This window comes from Bacillus sp. FSL K6-0972, from assembly GCF_037976035.1.
Taxonomy (GTDB): domain Bacteria; phylum Bacillota; class Bacilli; order Bacillales; family Bacillaceae; genus Bacillus; species Bacillus haynesii.
The window spans coordinates 3,272,348-3,292,599 of sequence record NZ_CP150260.1; the positions used below are offsets into that span (position 1 = coordinate 3,272,348).

The window sequence follows — 20,252 nt, forward strand, 5'->3', positions numbered from 1 at the left end:
TTTAATATTTTCGAAATGCGTGACGGCCGCTTTTTTTCTAACAATATCACCCATTATATTGACACCTTTTTTAACTTTTTCTAAACTTAGTATGGACGTGTACGTATTAAAACTAAAGGAGTCATACTTTATGCAGCATCAATCACTTTCAGGGAGTGTTTCTGAAATAAAGCCGGAAAAATGGCGCGTATGGTGGATGTTAACAAGACCCCATACACTGACAGCCGCCTTTGTCCCTGTAACGCTCGGGACCGTAATGTCCCTTGAATCGGGAAAAATTGATATCTGGCTGTTTTTAGCTATGCTGGCCGCATCAATTTTAATTCAAATCGGAACAAACTTATTCAATGAGTATTTTGATTTTGTAAGAGGACTTGATAATGAAAACTCGGTCGGCATCGGAGGTGCTATCGTCCGCTATGGAATGAAGCCAAAGACGGTATTATACCTGGCATACGGACTGTTTGGAGTCGCCGTTTTACTCGGCGTGTACATCTGCGCGTCTTCAAGCTGGTGGCTTGCACTGATCGGATTGGTATGCATGGCCGTCGGCTATCTTTATACAGGCGGGCCGTTTCCGATCTCCTATACGCCGTTCGGTGAAATTATGTCGGGCGTTTTTATGGGAATGGTCATCATTCTGATTTCATACTATATTCAGACAGGCGGGCTGACTTGGAACGTCTTTCTGATCTCCCTTCCGATTACGATTTTAGTCGGAGGTATCAATCTTTCCAATAATATCCGCGATTTGGTCGGAGATAAAGAAAACGGAAGGAAGACGCTTCCGATTTTGGCCGGAAGAAAAAACGCCGTACAGATTTTGAGCTGGGTTTTTGCTGTTTCCTATATATTGATCGGTATTTACATCGGCTTTGAGATCGTTTCTCTGTGGAGCTGCCTCGTTCTTTTAAGCCTGCCGAAACCGATTAAAGCCATCCAGGAGTTCAAGGCAAAAGAGAAGCCGGCGGAACTGATGGTCGCCATGAAATCAACGGCGCAGACGAACACCTTTTTCGGCCTTCTGCTCGCCATTGCCCTGCTCATTCAGTACATTTTTTAAAAAAGAGCCTTTACGGCTCTTTTTTTTGCTTTTATTTACAATGAAAGTTCTGTTTGAATTCGTTCATACTAAAAACGCGAGCACTTTAAAGAAACGAGGCGATGCATGTGCTAACAAAAGAACAGTTGACAAAACTCGAAAATGAACTGAAAGCCGGAAAAGAAGAGATCGTCAGCCGCTTTAAAGAAAACGGACATTTTGGCATCGATGTGACGCACCCGTTCAACTCGACGGGCGATCTTTCGGCTTATGACAATCATCCAGGAGATGAAGGTACAGAACTGTACGAACGCGAAAAAGACCTTGCTCTTTTTGAACATGAAAGAGAGCATTTACACGATATCGAACACGCTTTAGCCAAGATCGAAAAAGGAACATACGGCCGCTGTGAAGTATGCGGGAAAGACATCCCGTATGAAAGGCTGTCCGTACTGCCGACCGCAACGACATGCAGTGAACATTCGTCAACCGTCTCCGTTTCAAAAGATCGTCCGATTGAGGAAGAAGTGCTGAACCCGCCGTTCGGACATTTTGAACAAGACGAAGACGATGAAAACGTCGCATACGATTCAGAAGACGCTTACCAGGATGTCGAACGCTACGGCAATTCGGAAACACCTCAGGATCTGGCCGTTCCGCCGCTGTCATACAGCCAGATGTACATGGAATATGAAGAGCCGCTCGGGTATGTCGAAGATTACGAAAACTATGCCGCAACAGACATTACCGGAAAAGAAGTAACTGTCTACCCGACGAAAGAACACGAAAAATATGAAGACCTTCTTGATGAAGAAGGCATCATGACCTCTTTCGGCGATCTCCCGGCTTATGAAAAGGACCCTTATACTGAAGACGACGACTAAGCCCCTGACCAGCGGGGCTTAGCGTTTTTAAATTCAAAGGTGGTATGGCTCGATTTTCCAAATGTCTTCCGCATATTCCCGGATGGTGCGGTCGCTTGAAAAATATCCGGCATGCGCGATGTTTGTGACGGCTTTTTCTGCCCAAAGACGCTTATTCAAGTAGTCTTTTTGAATCCGCTCCTGCGCTTCAACATACGAAGCAAAATCTTTTAAAACGAAGTATTCATCATTATAAGCGATCAGCGAGTCATAAATTGGCTCAAATTCGCCGGCTTCCCCTTCGAAAAAACCATTGATCAGCTGATCGGCCGTCTGTCTGATCCTTGCATCATGCTGATAGTATTCCCTAGACAGATAGCCGCCTTTTTCAGCGTAGTTCAGCACTTCATCTGCCTTTAAACCGAACGTGTAGATACACTCAGGCCCCACCCTCTCAATCATTTCAATATTGGCGCCGTCATGCGTGCCGATCGTCAAAGCCCCATTAATCATGAACTTCATGTTCCCTGTTCCGGAGGCTTCTTTGCTGGCTGCAGATATTTGCTCGCTGACATCTGACGCCGGAAAAATACGCTCGGCGGTTGATACCCGGTAATTTTCCAGAAAGATGACATTGATCGATTGTCTGACATCCGGATCATGATTGATTTTGTCTGCGACTGAATGGATCAGCTTGATCACCTTTTTGGCATAATGATAAGTCGGCGATGCTTTCGCTCCGAAAATAAAGGTTTGCGGATAAATGGCAAATCCTTTGTCTTCCTTCAGCCTGTTGTACAAATACATGATATGGAGCACATTTAAAAGCTGGCGTTTATAAGCGTGGAGACGCTTGACTTGAACATCGAAGATGCTGTCAGGATTAACGGCGAAGCCGATGCTGCCTTTCATCATGTCTGCCAAAAGCTGCTTTCGTTCCCTTTTAATGCGCTGAAACGATTCAAGAAACGCGGTATCGCGCGCAAACGGACGAAGATCCAGGAGGCTTTCCGGATCTTTCAGCCACCTGTCTCCTATCGCTTCAGTTATCAGGTTCGCAAGCGGCGGATTTGCCTTTAACAGCCACCTTCTATGTGAGATTCCATTCGTTTTATTGTTGAATTTAAAAGGGAAAACGGAATAAAAATCGTTCATTTCCCGCTCTTTTAATATGGTTGAATGAATGTTGGCGACGCCGTTAACACTGTAGCTTCCGACAATCGCCAGGTGAGCCATTTTCACTTCGCCGTGGGCGATGACGGCAAGCTTTTCGATCCTTCCCCATTCACCCGGGTATTTTTCCCACAGCCAGCCGCAAAACCGCTCATTGATCTCCTCAATGATCATAAAAATTCTCGGCAGAAGCGGTTTAATTAAATCGATCCTCCATTTTTCCAGCGCTTCGGCAAGCGTCGTATGGTTCGTATATGAAATCGTATGTACGGTAACATGCCACGCTTCATCCCACGTCATTTTTTCTTCATCAAGCAAAATTCTCATCAATTCCGGCACAGCCAAAGCGGGGTGGGTGTCATTGATATGGATCGCGACTTTTTGATGAAAATCATGGAGTGACGGGTGGTTTTTCTTATAGCGTTTCACAATGCTTTGCAGGCTTGCCGATACTAAAAAATACTGCTGTTTCAAACGGAGAATCTTGCCTTCGTCATGCGTGTCATCCGGATACAGGCATTCAGATACAGCTTCTGTCTCGCGCTTATACTTCAAAATATTCGGTTCATGATGGAGCGAGCAAGGCTCCGCATTCCACAGCCGGAGGGTGTTGACCGTCTTGGTCTCATAGCCGATGATCGGGATGTCGTGAGGCACGGCTGTCATCACTTCCGCATCTTCCTGCCAAAAGCGGAGGCGCCCTCCTTCCTGCGCCATCTTGACCCGGCCGCCGAAACGAACACAAACAGCCTGATCGGCGTTGCGGATCTCCCACACGTAACCATGTTTGAGCCATTGTTCAGGCAGTTCGACTTGATGACCGTCGACGATTTTTTGTTCGAAAAACCCATGCTTGTAGCGAATCCCCATTCCATGCCCGGGAAGGTCGAGCGAAGCCAGTGAATCCAAAAAGCACGCCGCGAGCCTGCCCAATCCGCCGTTGCCAAGCCCTGCATCCATTTCGGCCTCTTCGATGTCTTCAAGGCAAATGCCAAGCTCGGAAAGACCTTCTTTGACAATCTCACGGACGCCGAGGTTGAGCAGGTTTTGGCCGAGCAGTCTGCCCAGTAGAAATTCAATCGATAAATAATAGGTCTGTTTATTTTGGTTGGAGCGGCTTCTTTCATTGGTTCCGATCCAGTTTGCGCTGATATGTTCCCTGACCATGATGCCGAGCGTCTGATACTGGTCAAGGGTTGAAGAGTCCCGAAAGCTTTTTCCGTACAACCGTTCAAGCCGCTTCAAAAAGCATTGTTTAAAGCTTTCTTTACACGAGAACATGGCGCTTCCCCCTTTATCTCCCGGCTGTATAACCGCTGATACTGACGGGCTGACAAAGCCCAGCTGACATCATGTGTCATCGCTTTTTGAACGATGCTGCCCCACTCTTCTTTCCGGTGATAAAAAGACAGCGCTCTTTTGATCGTATGCTTCATATCATGGGCGTTAAAATGGGCGAACGTAAAACCGTTGCCTTCACCGGTTGTTTCCTGGTAAGCGGTCACCGTATCGTGAAGCCCGCCTGTTTCCCTGACAACCGGAACCGCGCCGTACCTAAGGGCAATCAGCTGTCCTAGACCGCACGGCTCGAATTTTGAAGGCATCAGGAAAAGATCGCTGCCGGCATAAATCTTGCGGCTGAGCGGTTCATGAAAACCGATATAAGCCTTGCATCGGTCTGGAAAAGCATGCTCCTTATAGCGGAAGTAATTTTCAAATTCCGCTTCTCCGGTTCCTAAAACGATCAGCTGCATGTCTTCTTCTTCAAACAGTTCATGCAATACCCGCTTGATCAAATCGATGCCTTTTTGCTTCGTCAGCCTTGTCACCATGCTGATGAGCGGAATGTCTTCATTCACCGGCAGACCGAATGTCTTCTGGATCACGGCTTTATTTTTCCGTTTTCCGTCCCGGTTGACGGCATCGTAATGATAATCGATGTGAGGGTCGTTTAAAGGGTCGTATAGCACATCGTCAATCCCGTTTAAAATGCCGGTCAGCACATCCTTCTTGTCTGACAGAACCCCTTCAAGCCGCTCGCCGTAGTATGGAGTCAAGATTTCATCGCTGTACGTCGGACTGACCGTTGTCACCTGATCAGCGGCAATAATGCCGCCTTTCATATAATTGATGTGTCCATAAAACTCGAGCTTTTCCGTTGTGAAGTGGGAAATGTCAAGGCCAAGCAGGTCATGGACCGCTTCCTTCGGAAAAATCCCCTGAAATTGAAGGTTATGAATGGTGAATACGCTTTTCATGCGCTGATAGAACGGCTTTTTTCGATATTCCTCTTTTAATAAATAATTGATCATCCCTGCGTGCCAATCATGGGTATGGATGAGATCAGCTTCAAAATTCAGCGCGTATAGTGCTTCCAAAACAGCCCGCGAGAAAAAAGCAAACCGTTCTCCATCATCATAATGGCCGTAGAGGGAATCCCGATTAAAATAATACTCATGATCAAGAAAATAATAAGAAACTCCGTCATGTTCAAGGTGTTCAATCCTGCAAAACTGCCTGCGCCACCCGACGCGAACCTCGCATTCAGCCTTTTTAACCATCCTTCTTCGGAAATCTTCCTCAATCAAGCTGTATTTCGGCATCATGACAGCCGTTTCTATTCCTAAAAGGGCGAGCTCCTTCGGGAGCGCCCCTGCGACATCGGCAAGCCCGCCTGATTTAACAAACGGCACACATTCAGAGACAGCAAATAGGACTTTCAAGAGTTCATCAGCGCTCCTTGTACGGCTCCTTTTTTTAATATGAAAGGGAGACTCATTGTGCCGGACATTTCGATATGATTGCCGATTTTAACATCTTTGTCGCAAATGACATGCTCCAGCCGGCAGTTTTCCCCGATCTTTGTTTTTTGCATGACAACGCTGTTTTTGATGATCGTTCCTTTTCCTACGTGAACTCCTCTGAACAAGACCGAATTCTCAACTTCACCTTCGATGACGCAGCCGTTAGCGATAATCGATTGCTTTACCCTGCTGTTTTTAGCGTATTTTACAGGAGGATCGTTTTTTATTTTTGTGTAGACAGGCTGGCCCATATGAAAGATTTGCTCCCGAAACACGGGATGAATGAGGTTCAAACTATGAAGGAGATAGCTTTCGGGGGAATCGATCACGGCGGTATACCCCGAATGCTCATAACTGTTGACGGATAGCGAATCACGCTCTTTCCGGCAGACTTCTTCAAAAGATTGCGCTCCTTCGGCGCCATGCCCTTCAATCATCTCCCTCAACAGACTCTTCTTAGTGACATACATGCCTAAAGGCTTTCCGTCTTGACAAATTTCAGTCAGATCACACCCGGATTCAATGTGTTGTTTGAGCACTTCCTGAAAAGGAATGTGACCAACCGTATAGCTGTTCGCCACAGCAGCATATTGCTGAGTGCTTCTTTGAAAATAATCGAGATGCTCGGCAAATTGCCGAAACGATCCAAGCCCAACGTGCTCTTCATGGGGAAGTGAAGATGGAAGAAAGAAAAGACCGTCCCTTTTCCTGTTTAAATCCCACTCTTTTCCCGCCCCTAAATGGTCCATCAAGGAACGGTACGGGGACTTGGAAAATACAGCGACACTCCGAATGCCTGCATGAACCATGCATGACAACGCAAAATCGATCAGCCGGTACCTTCCTGCAAACGGAACGGCTCCGATCGAACGGCCTGCGGTTAAATCCTGAAGAGAGTGCTGGTTTACAGCTGCATCAATAATTCCCAACATTTGATTATTCATTGGCACCATCCGCCTCTCCATGTTGTTTAAACAACCTTATGTTTTTTGACATATTCCTCTGTGATCAGCAGGACTTCGCCATCTTCCGCCTTTGCGCGAAAACCGTCCGGAATTCGAATTCCTGCCGATACAATGGCATTTTCGATCTCAACATGCTCTCCAATTGAAACGTCATGCATCACGACTGAACGATTGATGGAGGAATGTCTGCCGATTGCAACGCGCTGAAATATAACCGAACGGGTGACCGACCCATATACGGTGCACCCTTCGCTAATGAGCGATTCTTTGATTTCCGCCTGATCGGCAACAAACTGCGGCGGGAGGTTCGGAGCGACGGAATAAATCCGCCAGTTCCGTTCGAACAGGTCAAGCGGAGGATGATCTCCAAGCAGATCCATATTGGCCTCCCATAAGCTTCTGACCGTACCGACATCCTTCCAGTATCCTTTAAACGGATAAGCGTTCAGCTGCTTTTTTTCTTCGAGAAGAGCCGGTATGATATCTTTACCGAAATCGTGGCTTGAGCCGGGTTTTTTTTCATCGCGTTCCAACGCCTCTTCAAGCACGCTCCATTTAAAAACGTAGACACCCATCGATGCCAAGTTGCTCTTCGGGTATTTCGGTTTTTCCTCGAAGCTTGTAATCTCCATCTTTTCATTGGTATGAAGGATGCCGAAACGGCCCGCTTCTGCCCAGCTGACTTCGATGACGGCAATGGTGGCGTCAGCCTGTTTCTCCGCGTGGTATTCGAGCATTTTTCCGTAATCCATTTTGTAGATATGATCTCCTGATAGGATGAGTACATGTTCAGGCTGAAGCTCTTTTAAAAAATGGCGGTTTTCATAAATCGCGCTTGCCGTCCCTTTGTACCACTTCACTTCCGACGCTTCAGCATAAGGGGACAAAATGGAGACCCCGCCGTCATTGCGGTCAAGATCCCATGGTTCGCCGATGCCGATATATGAGTTTAATAAAAGCGGCTGGTATTGAGTCAGCACACCGACATGATGAATTCCCGAATTGGCACAGTTGCTGAGGGCAAAATCGATGATTCTGTACTTGCCGCCAAATGGAACGGCAGGTTTTGCTAGGTTTTTGGTTAAGGCATTCAGCCTGCTTCCCTTGCCGCCTGCCAAAAGCATGGCCACACATTGTTCTTTCATCCCTTTTTCGCTCCTCTCTTTTTGACTGCTCTGAAAACCGCAGCTCCCAGCGGAGGGACTGTCATGCTGATGCTGTATGGTTTGCCGTGCAGAACGCCTTCTTTTGCTTGAAGGCGTTTTGGGTTGATTTGGTGTGAACCTCCGTATTTTTCATCATCGCTGTTAAGCACTTCGATATATTCGGTTTGAAAAGGGACGCCAACCCGATATTCGTGATAAACGGAAGGCGTAAAATTGCAGACGATGATCAGCGCTTCACCAGGCTGCTTTCCATAGCGGATAAACGATACAATCGACTGTTCCGCATTGTTGACGTCAATCCACTCGAATCCTTGCTGCCGATGATCATTTTCATACAGGATACGGCTTTTTTTGTAGAGGTGAAGAGCCTCCTTTGTAAACATACGGGCTTTGCGGTGCATGTCGAAATCGTCCAAAAACCAATCGAGCTCTTCTTCGTCTTTCCATTCATCAAATTGAGCAAACTCACCGCCCATAAAGAGAAGTTTTTTTCCAGGGTGCAGCGTAAAATAACTGATCAGCAGGCGGTACTGGGCGAATTTTTGCCAATAATCGCCGGGCATCTTATGAAGCAGAGACTTTTTGCCGTACACCACTTCATCGTGGGAGAACGGCAGGATGTAATTTTCTGAGTAGGCATACATTAAGGAGAATGAAACAAGATGATGCAGGTGTTTTCTTTGTTCCGGGGAAGCTTCCATATAGGTTAATACATCGTTCATCCAACCCATATTCCACTTATAATTAAACCCGAGACCGCCTTCATAGGTCGGATGCGTCACAAGCGGCCAGTCTGTGGAGTCCTCTGCAATCATCAAAAAGTGGGGATCTTTTGCAAAAACCTGTTCATTTAAAGTTTGAATAAATTCGATCGCAAAGCCGTTCGCTTCAGGCTGAGGACGGTTTGGCCAATACAGGAGGTTTGCAACTGCATCGACTCGAAATCCATCTATATGATACATCTCGATCCAATACAACGCATTCGAGATTAAAAAACTGTGAACTTCTCGTTTTCCGAGGTCAAAATTGGCGGTCCCCCATTCCCAATTTTCCCTGTCATGCTCGTACGTATATTCATACAGAGGCATACCGTCAAACAAATACAACCCGTGGTCATCTTTGCAGAAATGGCCGGGAACCCAATCCATGATGACGCCGATCTCATGCTGATGGCACTGGTCAATGAAATACATCAAGTCATGCGGTTCGCCATATCTGCTCGTCGGACTGTAGTACCCCGTTGTCTGATAGCCCCATGAACGGTCAAACGGGTGCTCTGTCAACGGCATCAGCTCGATATGTGTGAATCCGTGTTCTTTGACGTAAGGAATGATCGTTTCGCTCAGTTCCCGGTATGTGAAGAAACGCCCATCCGCTTTCTTTTTCCACGATCCGACATGAAGCTCATAGATGGAAACAGGTTTTTCATACACGGCTTTTTGTTTCTTTTTCTTTTGCCACTTCCGGTCGCCCCATGGGTATCCGGCCAATTGATATGTGATCGATGCGGTTTTCGGCCTGACTTCAGAAAAAAAAGCATAAGGATCGGCCTTCAATTTGGTTTCATTTGCGGCTGTAATAATCTCATATTTATACAGCTCCCCTTCTCCGATACCGGGGATAAACAGTTCCCATATGCCTTCCTGATGACGCTTTTCCATTTGATGCAGGACACCGGACCAGCCGTTAAACGTTCCGGCGATTCGAACTTCCTTCGCATGCGGGGCCCAAACACAGAACCGGAAACCTTGGCGGCCGTCCTGTTCCGTCTGATGAGCGCCGAAAAATCTGTAGCTTTCATAAAGCCGACCTTCATGAAAGAGATGCGCTTTAATATCCGAGGCACTCACACCAGCCATTGATTTCATCCTTTCTGCCACTATATTTAAAGATTACTCTTTTATTCGCATAATATGGCTTGATCCCTTTAATGAAAGCGCTTCTATTTATTGACAAAGTTCAACAATTTCCTTTCGAACATTGACTGAAGTCATAAATGGCATGCAAAAAAACTCTGCATCTTAATGATGCAGAGTTTAACATGATGACCCGTACGGGATTCGAACCCGTGTTACCGCCGTGAAAGGGCGGTGTCTTAACCACTTGACCAACGGGCCTTATTGAAAAAATGGCGGAGAAGGAGGGATTTGAACCCTCGCGCCGCTTACGCGACCTACACCCTTAGCAGGGGCGCCTCTTCAGCCACTTGAGTACTTCTCCATGGCTCCGCAGGCAGGATTCGAACCTGCGACCGATCGGTTAACAGCCGATAGCTCTACCACTGAGCTACTGCGGAATATCATGGTGGGCCTGAATGGACTCGAACCATCGACCTCACGCTTATCAGGCGTGCGCTCTAACCAGCTGAGCTACAGGCCCATGATATGCAAATGGAGCGGGTGATGGGAATCGAACCCACGACATCAGCTTGGAAGGCTGAGGTTTTACCACTAAACTACACCCGCATTTCGCATGGGGCGGTTGATGGGAATCGAACCCACGAATGCCAGAGCCACAATCTGGTGCGTTAACCACTTCGCCACAACCGCCGCAATATATAGAATTGTAAAATGGTGGCTCGGGACGGAATCGAACCGCCGACACACGGATTTTCAGTCCGTTGCTCTACCAACTGAGCTACCGAGCCTTTATTTAAATGGCGGTCCGGACGGGACTCGAACCCGCGACCTCCTGCGTGACAGGCAGGCATTCTAACCAACTGAACTACCGGACCATTATGGCTGCACCCTTCGGGCACTCCTCATTTAATAAGTAAATTGGTTGCGGGGGCAGGATTTGAACCTGCGACCTTCGGGTTATGAGCCCGACGAGCTACCGAACTGCTCCACCCCGCGATGATCAAAATAATAAAAGATATATGGCGGAGGAAGAGGGATTCGAACCCCCGCGGGCTTTGACACCCCTGTCGGTTTTCAAGACCGATCCCTTCAGCCAGACTTGGGTATTCCTCCGTAACAATGGTGGACCTTGTAGGACTCGAACCTACGACCGGACGGTTATGAGCCGTCTGCTCTAACCAACTGAGCTAAAGGTCCATTAATAGCGGCGGAGGGAATCGAACCCCCGACCTCACGGGTATGAACCGTACGCTCTAGCCAGCTGAGCTACACCGCCATGGTGAATATTAAAGATAACAAAGTGGAGCCTAGCGGGATCGAACCGCTGACCTCCTGCGTGCAAAGCAGGCGCTCTCCCAGCTGAGCTAAGGCCCCGAATAATGGTCGGGAAGACAGGATTCGAACCTGCGACCCCATGGTCCCAAACCATGTGCTCTACCAAGCTGAGCTACTTCCCGTTATATAATGGCGCGCCCGAGAGGAGTCGAACCCCTAACCTTTTGATCCGTAGTCAAACGCTCTATCCAATTGAGCTACGGGCGCTTAGATGATTAAGCGGAAGACGGGATTCGAACCCGCGACCCCCACCTTGGCAAGGTGGTGTTCTACCACTGAACTACTTCCGCAAAATAGATTGGCAATGCGGATGAAGGGACTTGAACCCCCACGTCTTAAAAGACACTAGAGCCTGATTCTAGCGCGTCTGCCAATTCCGCCACATCCGCATGAAATGGTGAGCCATGAAGGACTCGAACCTTCGACCCTCTGATTAAAAGTCAGATGCTCTACCAACTGAGCTAATGGCTCCAATACTGTAATGAAATCTGAAGACTTTTCGAAAGCTATCTGTCTTTTTTCAGCAACTTTTATATTATATCATAAAATCATGGTGCCGGCAAGAGGACTTGAACCCCCAACCTACTGATTACGATTCAGTTGCTCTACCAATTGAGCTACACCGGCCCATTCCAATGTGAATGGTGGAGGATGACGGGATCGAACCGCCGACCCTCTGCTTGTAAGGCAGATGCTCTCCCAGCTGAGCTAATCCTCCTCGTCAGTTGTTGGAGTAACTCTCGATCTGACAAGGACTATTATATACGGGAATACGCCCATTTGTAAAGGCTATATTAAAAAAATTTTATTTTCAGTTTATTCTCTTATAACAGATGAATGTGCACACATCGTTCCGCTCAATCCGCATGATGGCATCAAAAGCTTCAGTGCAACATTTATCCCTATTTACAGCTTATAATAGGTTCTCCAGACGCTCCTTGAATTCCTGTCTTTTCCCCGTGGCAAATTTGTATTCGAATTGATTTTTCAAAACATTTTTAAGTCCGTTTCGAACGATAAGCAATATATTTCGCTTCTCGGCTCTCTCTATCCCGCCCCTTAATATTAAATTAAGCGGCATGTTGTGAAAATAACGTTGTGCAGCTCAAAATATGTGCATTTATTTGTCTGCCTCCAACTGCCTCAATCCCTTGAATTCCATTTGCCGGAACATCCATAATTCGCTCCTCTATTTGCATTAGTTTACTCCCTAACCTCACTGATTTTACAGCTTATTGGCTCCATATTTCCCTTTAGAATTCGCACCTGAACCACCAGATCGAAGCCTGACGCTTGCCTATTCGTATTACCGTTTTGCGGGGCCAGAAGAGTTGAAATCGTCTATACACTGCCCTTCCGTTATAAACAATTGAACAGCAACAAAAAAGACCAGCTGATATAAGCTGGTCTTTCTAAGCGCTTGGCGGCGTCCTACTCTCACAGGGGGAAGCCCCCAACTACCATCGGCGCTGAAGAGCTTAACTTCCGTGTTCGGCATGGGAACGGGTGTGACCTCTTCGCTATCGCCACCAAACTGATGCCTTCAGGACGAAGGTACTGGGCGTTCCTCACAGGATGTGAGGGCTTTTAGCCGAGTTTCCTTACCTTTGGCTTTCTGAGAGGTGTTCTCTCAAAACTAGATAACGGGTAGACAAGGGCCCACAGGATGTGGGTCATGCAGGCGTTGCCACACGATGTGGCGTATTTAGCCAGCGTTCACTTATTTTATTAGGTTAAGTCCTCGATCGATTAGTATCTGTCAGCTCCATGTGTCGCCACACTTCCACCTCAGACCTATCAACCTGATCATCTTTCAGGGATCTTACTTCCTTGCGGAATGGGAAATCTCATCTTGAGGGGGGCTTCATGCTTAGATGCTTTCAGCACTTATCCCGTCCGCACATAGCTACCCAGCGATGCCCTTGGCAGAACAACTGGTACACCAGCGGTGCGTCCATCCCGGTCCTCTCGTACTAAGGACAGCTCCTCTCAAATTTCCTGCGCCCGCGACGGATAGGGACCGAACTGTCTCACGACGTTCTGAACCCAGCTCGCGTACCGCTTTAATGGGCGAACAGCCCAACCCTTGGGACCGACTACAGCCCCAGGATGCGATGAGCCGACATCGAGGTGCCAAACCTCCCCGTCGATGTGGACTCTTGGGGGAGATAAGCCTGTTATCCCCGGGGTAGCTTTTATCCGTTGAGCGATGGCCCTTCCATGCGGAACCACCGGATCACTAAGCCCGACTTTCGTCCCTGCTCGACTTGTAGGTCTCGCAGTCAAGCTCCCTTGTGCCTTTACACTCTGCGAATGATTTCCAACCATTCTGAGGGAACCTTTGGGCGCCTCCGTTACCTTTTAGGAGGCGACCGCCCCAGTCAAACTGCCCACCTGACACTGTCTCCCTGCCCGATAAGGGCAGCGGGTTAGAAGGTCAATACAGCCAGGGTAGTATCCCACCGATGCCTCCACCGAAGCTGGCGCTCCGGTTTCCAAGGCTCCTACCTATCCTGTACAAGCTGTACCAACATTCAATATCAGGCTGCAGTAAAGCTCCACGGGGTCTTTCCGTCCTGTCGCGGGTAACCTGCATCTTCACAGGTACTATAATTTCACCGAGTCTCTCGTTGAGACAGTGCCCAGATCGTTGCGCCTTTCGTGCGGGTCGGAACTTACCCGACAAGGAATTTCGCTACCTTAGGACCGTTATAGTTACGGCCGCCGTTTACTGGGGCTTCAATTCGCACCTTCGCATACGCTAAGCGCTCCTCTTAACCTTCCAGCACCGGGCAGGCGTCAGCCCCTATACTTCGCCTTACGGCTTCGCAGAGACCTGTGTTTTTGCTAAACAGTCGCCTGGGCCTATTCACTGCGGCTCTCTCGGGCTTGCACCCTAACAGAGCACCCCTTCTCCCGAAGTTACGGGGTCATTTTGCCGAGTTCCTTAACGAGAGTTCTCTCGATCACCTTAGGATTCTCTCCTCGCCTACCTGTGTCGGTTTGCGGTACGGGCACCTCTCACCTCGCTAGAGGCTTTTCTTGGCAGTGTGGAATCAGGAACTTCGCTACTATATTTCGCTCGCCATCACAGCTCAGCCTTACGGGAAACGGATTTGCCTATTTCCCAGCCTAACTGCTTGGACGCGGATATCCAATACCGCGCTTACCCTATCCTCCTGCGTCCCCCCATTGCTCAAATGGTGAGGAGGTGGTACAGGAATATCAACCTGTTGTCCATCGCCTACGCCTTTCGGCCTCGGCTTAGGTCCCGACTAACCCTGAGCGGACGAGCCTTCCTCAGGAAACCTTAGGCATTCGGTGGAGGGGATTCTCACCCCTCTTTCGCTACTCATACCGGCATTCTCACTTCTAAGCGCTCCACGAGTCCTTCCGGTCTCGCTTCACAGCCCTTAGAACGCTCTCCTACCACTGTTCGTAAGAACAGTCCGCAGCTTCGGTGATACGTTTAGCCCCGGTACATTTTCGGCGCAGAGTCACTCGACCAGTGAGCTATTACGCACTCTTTAAATGGTGGCTGCTTCTAAGCCAACATCCTGGTTGTCTAAGCAACTCCACATCCTTTTCCACTTAACGTATACTTTGGGACCTTAGCTGGCGGTCTGGGCTGTTTCCCTTTCGACTACGGATCTTATCACTCGCAGTCTGACTCCCAAGGATAAGTCTTTGGCATTCGGAGTTTGACTGAATTCGGTAACCCGGTAGGGGCCCCTAGTCCAATCAGTGCTCTACCTCCAAGACTCTTACCTTGAGGCTAGCCCTAAAGCTATTTCGGAGAGAACCAGCTATCTCCAGGTTCGATTGGCATTTCACCCCTACCCACACCTCATCCCCGCACTTTTCAACGTGCGTGGGTTCGGGCCTCCATTCAGTGTTACCTGAACTTCACCCTGGACATGGGTAGATCACCTGGTTTCGGGTCTACGACCACGTACTCATGCGCCCTATTCAGACTCGCTTTCGCTGCGGCTCCGTCTTTTCAAACTTAACCTTGCACGGGATCGTAACTCGCCGGTTCATTCTACAAAAGGCACGCCATCACCCGTTAACGGGCTCTGACTACTTGTAGGCACACGGTTTCAGGATCTCTTTCACTCCCCTTCCGGGGTGCTTTTCACCTTTCCCTCACGGTACTGGTTCACTATCGGTCACTAGGGAGTATTTAGCCTTGGGAGATGGTCCTCCCGGATTCCGACGGAATTTCACGTGTTCCGCCGTACTCAGGATCCACTCAGGAGAGAACGAAGTTTTGACTACAGGGCTGTTACCTCCTATGGCGGGCCTTTCCAGACCTCTTCATCTACCTCGTTCTTTTGTAACTCCGTACAGAGTGTCCTACAACCCCAAGAGGCAAGCCTCTTGGTTTGGGCTAATCCCGTTTCGCTCGCCGCTACTCAGGGAATCGCATTTGCTTTCTCTTCCTCCGGGTACTTAGATGTTTCAGTTCCCCGGGTCTGCCTTCTCATATCCTATGAATTCAGATATGGATACTGCTCCATTACGAGCAGTGGGTTTCCCCATTCGGAAATCTCCGGATCAAAGCTTGCTTACAGCTCCCCGAAGCATATCGGTGTTCGTCCCGTCCTTCATCGGCTCCTAGTGCCAAGGCATCCACCGTGCGCCCTTTCTAACTTAACCGTTAAAAAGAATCACTACGTGATATCTTGCATTACAATTGAATGTGAATGTCTACTTTCGTTATCTAGTTTTCAAAGAACAACGCATAGGACATGCTAACACATGCGTTGCCACAGGATGTGGCGCATTTAGCAGGTGCTCCTATGTCTGAAGGAATGATCCTTCAAAACTAAACAAGATCTAAACGCACCTGTCTATAAGACCGCAAGGTCTTATATTCCGTATAATATCCTTAGAAAGGAGGTGATCCAGCCGCACCTTCCGATACGGCTACCTTGTTACGACTTCACCCCAATCATCTGTCCCACCTTCGGCGGCTGGCTCCAAAAGGTTACCTCACCGACTTCGGGTGTTACAAACTCTCGTGGTGTGACGGGCGGTGTGTACAAGGCCCGGGAACGTATTCACCGCGGCATGCTGATCCGCGATTACTAGCGATTCCAGCTTCACGCAGTCGAGTTGCAGACTGCGATCCGAACTGAGAACAGATTTGTGGGATTGGCTTAGCCTCGCGGCTTCGCTGCCCTTTGTTCTGCCCATTGTAGCACGTGTGTAGCCCAGGTCATAAGGGGCATGATGATTTGACGTCATCCCCACCTTCCTCCGGTTTGTCACCGGCAGTCACCTTAGAGTGCCCAACTGAATGCTGGCAACTAAGATCAAGGGTTGCGCTCGTTGCGGGACTTAACCCAACATCTCACGACACGAGCTGACGACAACCATGCACCACCTGTCACTCTGCCCCCGAAGGGGAAGCCCTATCTCTAGGGTTGTCAGAGGATGTCAAGACCTGGTAAGGTTCTTCGCGTTGCTTCGAATTAAACCACATGCTCCACCGCTTGTGCGGGCCCCCGTCAATTCCTTTGAGTTTCAGTCTTGCGACCGTACTCCCCAGGCGGAGTGCTTAATGCGTTTGCTGCAGCACTAAAGGGCGGAAACCCTCTAACACTTAGCACTCATCGTTTACGGCGTGGACTACCAGGGTATCTAATCCTGTTCGCTCCCCACGCTTTCGCGCCTCAGCGTCAGTTACAGACCAGAGAGTCGCCTTCGCCACTGGTGTTCCTCCACATCTCTACGCATTTCACCGCTACACGTGGAATTCCACTCTCCTCTTCTGCACTCAAGTTCCCCAGTTTCCAATGACCCTCCCCGGTTGAGCCGGGGGCTTTCACATCAGACTTAAGAAACCGCCTGCGCGCGCTTTACGCCCAATAATTCCGGACAACGCTTGCCACCTACGTATTACCGCGGCTGCTGGCACGTAGTTAGCCGTGGCTTTCTGGTTAGGTACCGTCAAGGTACCGCCCTATTCGAACGGTACTTGTTCTTCCCTAACAACAGAGTTTTACGATCCGAAAACCTTCATCACTCACGCGGCGTTGCTCCGTCAGACTTTCGTCCATTGCGGAAGATTCCCTACTGCTGCCTCCCGTAGGAGTCTGGGCCGTGTCTCAGTCCCAGTGTGGCCGATCACCCTCTCAGGTCGGCTACGCATCGTTGCCTTGGTGAGCCGTTACCTCACCAACTAGCTAATGCGCCGCGGGTCCATCTGTAAGTGGTAGCTAAAAGCCACCTTTTATAATTGAACCATGCGGTTCAATCAAGCATCCGGTATTAGCCCCGGTTTCCCGGAGTTATCCCAGTCTTACAGGCAGGTTACCCACGTGTTACTCACCCGTCCGCCGCTGACCTAAGGGAGCAAGCTCCCGTCGGTCCGCTCGACTTGCATGTATTAGGCACGCCGCCAGCGTTCGTCCTGAGCCAGGATCAAACTCTCCATGAAATGGAATGCAGATTAACATCTGCATGACCTGCATCGTGCAGGCCCGTTTGATAATGACTACGCACATTCGCATGTGCGATTTATTTAATGAATTAACAGGTACGTTTTGTCTTGTTTAGTTTTCAAAGATCATTTTCGCCTCTCAAAGAAGCGACTTTACTAATATAACATTCTATCAATGTGAATGTCAACAACTTTTTTCAAGATTTTTTTGAAGTTGTTTTTATAAAGCCCTCTTTTTAGGGGCGGATACTAATATAACATCTATTTTCGTTTTGCACAATAGCTTTTTTAAAAAAATAATAATCAAATGAATTGGACTCAGGTAATTCATGAGCAGCTGGAGCAGCCGGCAATTTACGCAATTTATTCCTTCTTACTGTTTTCTTCTATATAAAAGATATACAGCGGTCTTTAACAGCTGAACATGATCCGAAGCTGCGAAGATGACATTAAACTCTCCGCTATCAGCCTTCACTTGAATCACTTGTGTGGAAAAAGCTGTTCAGCCTACCTTTTCAGCTTAGCGGTCGAATGTCTGACAACCAGTTCAGGTTTGTAGACGGTAGAATGCTCAAGCTGATCCGTGTTGCGTCCCTCAACTTTGGCAATCATCCATTTTGCCGCCTCAATCCCCATCTTCATTTTCGGATGGGTGACTGATGTCAGCTTTACTTCAGATGCCTCGCTCAAGTGTGAGTCGTCATATCCGACAATCGATATATCTTCCGGTACTTTTAAACCGAATTCCCTCACGACATCCAACACCATAAGCGCTATCTCGTCATTATAGCAGAATATGGCAGTTGGGCGGTCTGTCGAAGAAAGCCGCTTCCTTGCTTCAGCTATCGTTTTTTCTTTTTTATTCTCTGTCGTGTAAGTCACGACCATTTCCGGATAAAACGACAAGCCGTTTTCTCTGAAAGCCCGGATAAATCCTTTCATCCTGTTGACGCCCTGCATATCGTCCTGTTTAAAAAAACCGAACAATTTTTCATGGCCGAGCTTAATCAAATGCTCTGTGGCGATAAAACCGCCGTGTTCATCATCCAAAATGAAATGGGGCGGATTTAACTCCTGATAAAATTGGTTGATCATCAAATACGGTATATGGTGCTGTTCAAGCGTCAGATAGTAATTTAAATTCGGATTAAAGCTTCCGGTTTTCGTCGGCTCCACAATCAACCCATCAATTTTTTTGTCAAGCATATTCACAAGGCACTGTTTTTCTTTTTCAATGTCATTATTGGTGCTCGCGACGACCAATGTATATCCTGCACTCGACAGCGAAGATTCGATTCCTCTTATAATAGAAGGAAAAATGTAATCCGAAAGGTAAGTCGCGATGACCCCGATCATCTTATTTCTTTCCCTTCCTTTTTCAGAAAGTTGAAGGCGGTGAGAGCAATACGTCCCTGAGCCCTGCTCTCTGTATAAAAGCCCTTCATGAACAAGGTCGCCGATCGCTTGCCGGATCGTATGCCTGCTCACATTAAATATTTTCATCAATTCGTTTTCCGAATGGATTTTTTCGCCCGGCTTCACTTTGCCTTCATATATCCACGATTTAATTTTATTTTTCACCATGCTGTATTTCGGGAGTTCACTCATCAGATCAACCCTTTACTGCATCTTGTACGTATGAATAAGTTCTATTATAAAGGAAAAGATGTTTGCATTGCTACATATTGGAGGGTTTTAGCAAAAATTTTCGAACAATTAGCTTGTCGTCCGTTTCTTTTTTTAGTATAGTAGAATATAACTAAATAACTTGATGACCACAAGGGGAGCCTCCAGGCTGAGAGTGAACGACCGTTCTGACCCTTTGAACCTGTTAGTTAACGCTGGCGTAGGGATGTGGCAAAGTCATTTCTAATTGCATCCAAAGCAGTGCGTGGAAAACTTTCCTACTCCTTCCCCGCATTGCTTTTTTTATTGGGAAAGAAGTCCGGTATCCCTTTGTTCATCAAAAAGTGAGGGTTATGATGAATCAATCTAAACAACTTGTACAGCTGATTGAAATTGCGATTATGACAGCAATAGCACTTATACTTGATATGGTGTCCGGAATGTTTTTAAAAATGCCTCAAGGCGGTTCAATCGCCGTCATGATGATTCCGATCTTCCTGATCTCCTTTAGATGGGGGCTGAAGGCAGGGCTGGCAACCGGGTTTTTAGCCGGATTGCTTCAGTTTGTCACTGGAGGATATTACGTTTATCATCCTCTGCAGCTTCTTCTTGATTACTTTATCGCGCCTACGGCGGCGGGAATCGGCGGCTTTTTTGCCGGATCGATCAGAAATGCTTCAATCGAGAAACAAAAAGGAAAGATCATTTCCTATGTTACGCTGGCCGTCTTTCTTGGAAGCGGACTGAAATTTCTCGCACATGTCATCAGCGGCGCTGTCTTTTTTGGAAACTATGCGCCTGAAGGCACTCCGGTATGGATTTATTCATTAGTATATAATGGAACATATATGCTTCCGTCTTTCATTGTCTGCACAATCGTCCTTTGCTTACTGCTGCTAACCGCGCCAAGACTCCTGGAAAACAGATCAAACATGAGATAACATAAAAAAACAGCGGACTCGCCTGAGATT

Annotated in this window: 9 protein-coding genes, 20 tRNA genes, 3 rRNA genes and 1 riboswitch; of the genes, 3 read left to right on the forward strand and 29 right to left on the reverse strand. The window is 47.9% G+C overall.

Annotation, left to right across the window (positions count from 1 at the left end):
• Positions 1-130: 130 nt before the first annotated feature.
• Positions 131-1,063, forward strand: a complete 933-nt coding sequence (locus MKX80_RS16570; protein WP_154995379.1) for a 1,4-dihydroxy-2-naphthoate polyprenyltransferase — start codon at positions 131-133, stop codon at positions 1,061-1,063.
• Between the two features lie 107 nt (positions 1,064-1,170).
• The gene (locus tag MKX80_RS16575; protein WP_076791172.1) at positions 1,171-1,926 is read left to right on the forward strand and encodes a TraR/DksA C4-type zinc finger protein; all 756 of its coding nucleotides are present in this window, start codon (positions 1,171-1,173) and stop codon (positions 1,924-1,926) included.
• A 33-nt stretch (positions 1,927-1,959) separates the two neighbouring features.
• On the opposite strand, the gene MKX80_RS16580 is transcribed toward MKX80_RS16575, so the two are convergent.
• From MKX80_RS16580 to MKX80_RS16720, 29 genes are all read right to left on the reverse strand, one after another.
• Positions 1,960-4,359, reverse strand: coding sequence for a glycogen/starch/alpha-glucan phosphorylase (locus MKX80_RS16580; protein ID WP_234112193.1), 2,400 nt, complete (start codon positions 4,357-4,359; stop codon positions 1,960-1,962).
• Entirely contained in the window at positions 4,320-5,801 is a 1,482-nt protein-coding gene (gene glgA, locus MKX80_RS16585; protein WP_268342989.1) for a glycogen synthase GlgA, read from the reverse strand. Before glgA ends, MKX80_RS16580 begins: the two co-directional genes overlap by 40 nt.
• The gene (locus tag MKX80_RS16590; protein WP_339227196.1) at positions 5,798-6,826 is read right to left on the reverse strand and encodes a sugar phosphate nucleotidyltransferase; all 1,029 of its coding nucleotides are present in this window, start codon (positions 6,824-6,826) and stop codon (positions 5,798-5,800) included. The genes glgA and MKX80_RS16590 overlap by 4 nt, the downstream gene beginning before the upstream one ends.
• Positions 6,827-6,852: 26 nt before the next feature.
• Positions 6,853-7,992: a glucose-1-phosphate adenylyltransferase gene (locus MKX80_RS16595; protein WP_216930564.1), complete on the reverse strand. Its 1,140-nt coding sequence runs from the start codon at positions 7,990-7,992 to the stop codon at positions 6,853-6,855.
• Positions 7,989-9,872 carry a 1,4-alpha-glucan branching enzyme gene (gene glgB, locus MKX80_RS16600; protein ID WP_234112194.1) on the reverse strand — a complete coding sequence of 628 codons (1,884 nt, stop codon included), beginning with the start codon at positions 9,870-9,872 and terminating at the stop codon, positions 7,989-7,991. The genes MKX80_RS16595 and glgB overlap by 4 nt, the downstream gene beginning before the upstream one ends.
• Positions 9,873-10,058: 186 nt before the next feature.
• Positions 10,059-10,130, reverse strand: a tRNA-Glu gene (locus MKX80_RS16605).
• A gap of 12 nt (positions 10,131-10,142) precedes the next feature.
• Positions 10,143-10,233: transfer RNA gene (locus MKX80_RS16610), tRNA-Ser, on the reverse strand.
• A gap of 1 nt (position 10,234) precedes the next feature.
• Positions 10,235-10,309, reverse strand: a tRNA-Asn gene (locus tag MKX80_RS16615).
• 6 nt (positions 10,310-10,315) lie between these two features.
• A tRNA-Ile gene (locus MKX80_RS16620) sits at positions 10,316-10,392 on the reverse strand.
• Between the two features lie 12 nt (positions 10,393-10,404).
• Positions 10,405-10,478: transfer RNA gene (locus tag MKX80_RS16625), tRNA-Gly, on the reverse strand.
• Between the two features lie 8 nt (positions 10,479-10,486).
• Positions 10,487-10,562, reverse strand: a tRNA-His gene (locus MKX80_RS16630).
• 22 nt (positions 10,563-10,584) lie between these two features.
• A tRNA-Phe gene (locus MKX80_RS16635) sits at positions 10,585-10,660 on the reverse strand.
• 10 nt (positions 10,661-10,670) lie between these two features.
• Positions 10,671-10,747 (reverse strand) — tRNA-Asp (locus MKX80_RS16640).
• A 44-nt stretch (positions 10,748-10,791) separates the two neighbouring features.
• Positions 10,792-10,868, reverse strand: a tRNA-Met gene (locus tag MKX80_RS16645).
• A gap of 24 nt (positions 10,869-10,892) precedes the next feature.
• Positions 10,893-10,985 (reverse strand) — tRNA-Ser (locus MKX80_RS16650).
• A 7-nt stretch (positions 10,986-10,992) separates the two neighbouring features.
• A tRNA-Ile gene (locus tag MKX80_RS16655) sits at positions 10,993-11,069 on the reverse strand.
• A 5-nt stretch (positions 11,070-11,074) separates the two neighbouring features.
• Positions 11,075-11,148, reverse strand: a tRNA-Met gene (locus tag MKX80_RS16660).
• A gap of 25 nt (positions 11,149-11,173) precedes the next feature.
• Positions 11,174-11,246, reverse strand: a tRNA-Ala gene (locus MKX80_RS16665).
• 6 nt (positions 11,247-11,252) lie between these two features.
• Positions 11,253-11,329, reverse strand: a tRNA-Pro gene (locus MKX80_RS16670).
• Between the two features lie 8 nt (positions 11,330-11,337).
• Positions 11,338-11,414: transfer RNA gene (locus tag MKX80_RS16675), tRNA-Arg, on the reverse strand.
• 11 nt (positions 11,415-11,425) lie between these two features.
• Positions 11,426-11,497 (reverse strand) — tRNA-Gly (locus MKX80_RS16680).
• Between the two features lie 15 nt (positions 11,498-11,512).
• Positions 11,513-11,596 (reverse strand) — tRNA-Leu (locus MKX80_RS16685).
• Positions 11,597-11,602: 6 nt separating this feature from the next.
• A tRNA-Lys gene (locus tag MKX80_RS16690) sits at positions 11,603-11,678 on the reverse strand.
• A gap of 80 nt (positions 11,679-11,758) precedes the next feature.
• Positions 11,759-11,834, reverse strand: a tRNA-Thr gene (locus tag MKX80_RS16695).
• Between the two features lie 15 nt (positions 11,835-11,849).
• A tRNA-Val gene (locus tag MKX80_RS16700) sits at positions 11,850-11,925 on the reverse strand.
• A 700-nt stretch (positions 11,926-12,625) separates the two neighbouring features.
• Positions 12,626-12,741: ribosomal RNA gene (rrf, locus tag MKX80_RS16705) — 5S ribosomal RNA — on the reverse strand.
• Positions 12,742-12,936: 195 nt separating this feature from the next.
• Positions 12,937-15,866: ribosomal RNA gene (locus MKX80_RS16710) — 23S ribosomal RNA — on the reverse strand.
• Positions 15,867-16,102: 236 nt separating this feature from the next.
• Positions 16,103-17,652 (reverse strand): 16S ribosomal RNA (locus tag MKX80_RS16715).
• Together the 16S, 23S and 5S rRNA genes form the textbook arrangement of a ribosomal RNA operon.
• Before the next feature lie 510 nt (positions 17,653-18,162).
• Positions 18,163-19,263 carry a GntR family transcriptional regulator gene (locus MKX80_RS16720; protein ID WP_182070169.1) on the reverse strand — a complete coding sequence of 367 codons (1,101 nt, stop codon included), beginning with the start codon at positions 19,261-19,263 and terminating at the stop codon, positions 18,163-18,165.
• A gap of 162 nt (positions 19,264-19,425) precedes the next feature.
• A riboswitch (TPP riboswitch) is annotated at positions 19,426-19,525 on the forward strand.
• Between the two features lie 112 nt (positions 19,526-19,637).
• Between MKX80_RS16720 and thiT the strand changes: the two genes are divergently transcribed.
• Positions 19,638-20,222: an energy-coupled thiamine transporter ThiT gene (gene thiT, locus MKX80_RS16725; protein WP_154999686.1), complete on the forward strand. Its 585-nt coding sequence runs from the start codon at positions 19,638-19,640 to the stop codon at positions 20,220-20,222.
• Positions 20,223-20,252 lie beyond the last annotated feature (30 nt).